Origin of the sequence: Mesorhizobium sp. M2A.F.Ca.ET.037.01.1.1 (genome assembly GCF_003998075.1) — a bacterium.
In the GTDB taxonomy this organism is placed as follows: Bacteria; Pseudomonadota; Alphaproteobacteria; order Rhizobiales; family Rhizobiaceae; genus Mesorhizobium.
The window spans coordinates 1-5,212 of sequence record NZ_RZSA01000431.1; the positions used below are offsets into that span (position 1 = coordinate 1).

Genomic DNA, 5,212 nt, shown 5'->3' on the forward strand with positions numbered 1-5,212 from the left:
AACCTATGCTGTCAGTCCTCTATGAATCCGCCCGGTTACATGCCATTATGCTGTCGGGACGCAGTAGTGGGGAAAATCTGGCAATAGAGGGCTCCCCATGGCAGGAGAAGAGGGTTCCTGCATCCTGTCGGCAGGCTCTGGAGTATCGGAAGATGAGGCGCGGCAGGAGCTGAGAAAGCTTCTTGCGGACGCGGATTTTCATTGCACGGAGCGCAATCGCAACTTCTTGTCCTTTGTGGCGGAAGAGACGTTCGCCGGGCGAGGAGCGTCGATCAAGGCCTACACGATTGCCGTGGAGGTGTTTGGCCGCCCCTCCAGCTTCGACCCGACGATGGACCCGATTGTGCGCATCGAGGCGACCAGATTGCGCGCCGCGCTGGTCCGCTACTATGAACACAAGCCGGCCGATGCTATTCGAGTGGAACTGCCCAAGGGCCGTTACATTCCGGTTTTCTTCCGCGAACGAAGAAACCTTGGAACGGATGAACCGGAAGACGAGGCGCCGCCGAACGCGAACCAGCCTGTGCCGGCGCGCGAGAGCAGCAGACTGCATCCGACATGGCGCGCGCGGTGGATGTTCAGCGCGCTCGGTCTTCTTGGCGGGGTGTCGCTCGGCCTGGGAGTGTTGTATTTCGCAAAGCCTGCTTTGCCGCCGCCGGTTTCGCAGCGTCCGGCAGTCGCGGTGGAGTTTTCTGGCGACCGCGACGATAGTTTGCACGTCCGCGAGGCGGTTTTGGTCGCATTGTCGCGTTTCCAGACGCTGAGACTTCTAGCCGACGATTACACCCAGGCGACACAGACCGCCGCGGTGACCCCCGAATACCGAATTTTGCTCCGGCTGCGAGGAAAGGACGCCGGCCGGTCGATCTGGTGGCAGGTGATCGATGCGCAGAAGGGCGAAGCGGTCGATACCGGAGAAACCGAGGCGCCTGCAAATTCGCTCTCGGACGATGCCTCGGCCGAGGAACTGGCTCGACGGCTTTCGCTTCGTCTTGCCGGCGGGAACGGGGTCATTAACAGCCGCGTGCTCGCGAAGGAGATGGAGGAGCCCACGCTGGGAAACGGCTGCGTGTTGCGCGCGTTTCAGGCGATGCGAACAAGCGAAGGCACCGGGCTGGCGGATGCGAGATCCTGCCTTGAACAAACCATTTCAATCCAACCGGCCTATGCCGACGCGAAGGGCGTTCTGGCGCTCCTGCTCGTCCGATCGGAGAATTACGATCAGCCGACACCTGCATTGGACAAGGCGCTCCAGATGGTTCGAGAAGCGGCAGCAGCAGCTCCCGATTCCGCCAACGTGGCTTACGCCCGCATGACGCTGGAATTTCTTTATGGCAGGGCAGATCTCGCCATCGCGGCCGGGCGGCAGGCGTTGGAGATCAATCCTTACCAGGGAGGCATCACGGCTCGGCTGGCGGAGATTCTCTATTTCACCGGCGCTCGCGATGAGGCGCTTGCGCTGGCTCGACGCGCCAGCACAGCGGACGGCACGGTGTACAGGGACGCTGAGCTCACCTTCGCATTGGATTGCTATTTGCGTGGGGACTTTGCAGCCGCGCTGAAGCATCTTGAACGGGCGGGTCGCGAGACGACCTATGGACCGGCGATGCTGAAGGTCGCTGCGCTTGGACAGGTCGGGCCGGCGGACGAACGCAAGCTCGCCGTTGCAGCCCTGCTCGCCAAATGGCCCGAGTTCGAAAAGACGTTCTACCCGATGATGGCTCGGCTCGAGACAGATCCCGCATTGGTCCAGGCATTGGCCATCGGCCTGCGCCAAGCCGGTCTCGACATCGAACAAAGCGCGTCGCACTGAAACGGTTCAGGCTGCAGCGACTTCGCTTCGTAACCGTAACGTACTCCACGGCAAGAATTGTGGCTCCAATACTTTAGCGTGCGGAGGCGGCTTTCATAAGTCAGCTCGTGCCGATCCTTCCTGCTTTCCGAAAAGATGATCAGGAGAACGCAATGAAGATCAGAACAGCAATTGTGACGTTGCTGGCGATGGCCAGCATAGACAGCTCGTTCGCAAACCCGGTCAGTCCCGACATTCGCTCCTGGCAGGCCGCCGACCAAGAACTTGTCAGGCTTCGTAGAATCGCTCCGGTCGGTCGCACAGTCATTGTCAGGCGGCCTGTGGTCAGACGGCCTGTCGTGGTGGTGCGGCCCGTGCGCAGGTGGGTTCGGCGCCCCTATTTTGGCGCTGTAATCGCGGGCGTAACATTAGGGGCGATTGTCACAGTCGCTGTGGCGGCGGTGGCGCCGCGGGCTCCTTCTCCTGATCTGTGCTGGTACTGGTCGAACAACGCCAGGACTAGAGGTTATTGGGACTATTGCGTGCCTCGTTGACGAAGCGAGCCAATCCTTCGCCAAGCGTATGGCTCTTCCACGATTGGTCTCGACCCGCCAGGAGCGGGCTTGATTCGATCTGAGGATCAAGACTTCCCACAAATACGCCAGAGCGCGGACGCCCGCCTCAGCTCGTATGCGCGACGAGCTTGTTCACCGTCTCGGGGAAGAAGTCGGGCGCCGAGTGGCGCTTGCCGAACATCATGTCGTATTGGATGAGCCGGAAATCGTTGATCTTCGGATCGATCTGCTTCTGCCGCGCCCAGTCCGGCGTCGCTTCGCCCGCGGGCGATAGCAGCAGGTTGCGGTCGACCACCCGGTAATGTTCGCGTAGCGCGCCGAGGAAGCCGGTGTAATAAGGATGCGTGATGCCGGCCGTGGTCAGGATGTGGTAGGGCAGGAAGGCCGGGCTCACCGCGCCCACGTTCTGCACCGGACCGGAGCGGTTCGACCAGATCACCAATGGCGTGTCGTGGTGCTCGAGCGCGGCGTCGCTAGGCTCCTTGCGAGGCGCGACATTGTCCTTGAGGAAGCCGGTTTCGACATAGACGGGTCCGAGCGGCGGCAGGTGGTCGCCGGAGAAGGCGATGATGGTCGGCCGCTGGCGCTTCTTCGCCCAGTCGATCAGCCGCTGCAGGCCATGATCCGCGTCGGCCGAGCCCTCGACGTAGGAAAGCAGCGATTCCCGCGCCCAGGAACTGATCGGCGCATCGACCGAATGCGTCGGATTGTAATAGCGGTAGGGTTCGTAAGGGCCATGGTTCTGCAGGCTGACGGCGAACAGGAACACCGGATCGTCGCTGGCGTCGGCCTCGCGGATGATCTCATCGGTCATGGCCGCGTCGGACGCCAGCGGCCCGCGCTTTTCCATCGGCGGCAGCGTCTCTTCGGAGCGGAAGTCGTTGAAGCCGAAATCGGCATAGACGGCGCCCCGGTTCCAGAACCAGTTGGTGCCGGGATGGATGGCGCGCGCCCGGTAGCCCTCGCTCTTCAGGAAGGTCGCCAGCGAGGGCGTCGGCGTGCGCACATATTGCTGGTAGGGGATCGAGCCGGCCGGCAGGAAGGCGTTGGAGAAGCCGGTCAGCGCCTCGAACTCGATATTGGCGGTCATGCCGCCGAACTCGGGCGAGAACATCGAGCCGGAGCGCAAGGCGCGCACGGTCGGGATCGGATCGGGCTTGATGCTGACGCCGGGCAGTCGCGTCGGATCCCAGAAGGATTCGCTCATCACCACCACGATATCCGGCTTCTCCTCCGGCACCGAAGCGGCGACGTCGGAGCGCTGGATCGCGTCCATCGCCTTTTGCGAATAGCCGGGCGGCGCCGAGACATGCGCCATCGGCACATTCATCGCGAAGGCCAGCGCAAAACCGTTCGAGGCGTAGTTTTCCTTCTGGTCCCACATGATCGGGATGATCTGCAGCCGGTCGCGCGTCCACGAGAAGGTGGCGTAATCCATGATCGATACGAAGAAGGCGAGCAGCGGCACGGCAAGCGCCAGCCGCGCCAGACGACCCTTGCGGCTGAGGATCGGCACCCGCCGACGCCAGATCCGCCAGCCATAGACCAGCAGCGCCAGCCCGCCGACGATTGCCGCGGCCAGCATGATGGCCGTCCATGGCCGCTCGCGCACCAGAAGCGGCATCAGCGCCATGATCTGGCGGGCATAGAGGAAATCCGTCGGATAGAGCGGATCGCCGAGATAGTGCGATTTCTGGTGACCGACAAAGGCGAGCGCCAGCGTCAGCGGCGCCACGATCATCAGGCTCTGGTGGCTGCGGCCAATCACGGCGTCCAGCCCGACCAGCACCAGCGCGAAGACGATGATGGTGGTCCAGCCCGGCTTGAAGGGCTGCAGGAAGAAATCGACCGTGCCGAAGAAATCGCCGCGCACGATCCATTCGATCGCGAACACGAGAAGAGCGGAGACGAGAAGCGTCGCCAGGCCGTAGCGTACGGTCGGCCAAGGTCGCCCCGGCAGGTAGCCGGTGGACGGATCGTCTTCCAAAAATTGCGGCACGGGCTTGGCCGCGCCTTTCCTGATCCTTGCCACTCTACTTCCCCCGGCCACGCAACACGCCTTCCACGCACGTCACGGCTCTGTCATCAAAATGTCACGCAAAGCTAGCGCCTGTGGCGGAAATAAGAAGAGCCAGCAAAGTAAACGTGAGCGGTTTTCATCAGGTGTGATCGCCAAAAAGCCTTTTGGAACAGGGAGTCAGTCGGGTTTTCCGGCTGAAAGACGGGTTAAAGGGATGCCCGCGGGCTTGACTTGGCTGTGCGCCTTGCGCCAGAGGCAGGGAAAAATCAGGCTCTGGAGACACCAAAAATGGCCGTCGCATTCACCTTTCCGGGACAGGGCAGCCAGGCCGTCGGCATGGGCAAGGACCTCGCCGATCAATTCCCGGAAGCGCGCCGCGCCTTCGAGGAAGTGGACGCCGCGCTCGGCGAAAACCTGACGAAACTGATCTGGGAAGGCCCGGAAGAGACGCTGACGCTGACCGCCAACGCCCAGCCGGCGCTGATGGCGGTGTCGCTGGCGGCGATGCGGGCGCTCGAAGCGCGCGGCTTCTCGCTGAAGGACAAGGTGGCCTATGTGGCGGGCCATTCGCTGGGCGAATATTTCGCGCTTGCCGCGGCCGGCCTCGTTTCGGTCGGCGATGCTGCGAAGCTGCTGCGCACCCGTGGCCACGCCATGCAGGCGGCGGTACCCGCCGGCGAGGGCGGCATGGCGGCCATCATCGGGCTGGAGCAAGCCGATGTCGCAGCGGCCTGCGCGGAAGCGGCCAAAAGCTCCGTCTGCCAGGTTGCCAACGACAATGGCGGCGGCCAGCTAGTGATTTCAGGCGCCAAAGCGGCGGTCGAG

Annotated in this window: 3 protein-coding genes; 2 read left to right on the forward strand and 1 reads right to left on the reverse strand. The window is 62.9% G+C overall.

Annotated features, from left to right (window positions below; translation table 11 throughout):
* Nucleotides 1-97 precede the first annotated feature (97 nt).
* Entirely contained in the window at nt 98-1,813 is a 1,716-nt protein-coding gene (locus tag EOA27_RS20595; RefSeq protein ID WP_126078250.1) for a hypothetical protein, read from the forward strand.
* 660 nt (nt 1,814-2,473) lie between these two features.
* On the opposite strand, the gene EOA27_RS20600 is transcribed toward EOA27_RS20595, so the two are convergent.
* A complete protein-coding gene (locus tag EOA27_RS20600) occupies nt 2,474-4,399 on the reverse strand; it encodes an LTA synthase family protein (protein ID WP_127257023.1) in 1,926 nt (641 codons plus the stop codon).
* A 276-nt stretch (nt 4,400-4,675) separates the two neighbouring features.
* On the opposite strand from EOA27_RS20600, the gene EOA27_RS20605 reads away from it, so the two are divergent.
* The coding region (locus EOA27_RS20605) for an ACP S-malonyltransferase (RefSeq protein WP_145970442.1) at nt 4,676-5,212 on the forward strand (537 nt) is incomplete at its 3' end.

What these genes read in the sequence shown, in the direction of transcription:
- EOA27_RS20595 (WP_126078250.1), top strand. Translation starts at nt 98, where the DNA reads ATGGCAGGAGAAGAGGGTTCCTGCATCCTGTCGGCAGGCTCTGGAGTA.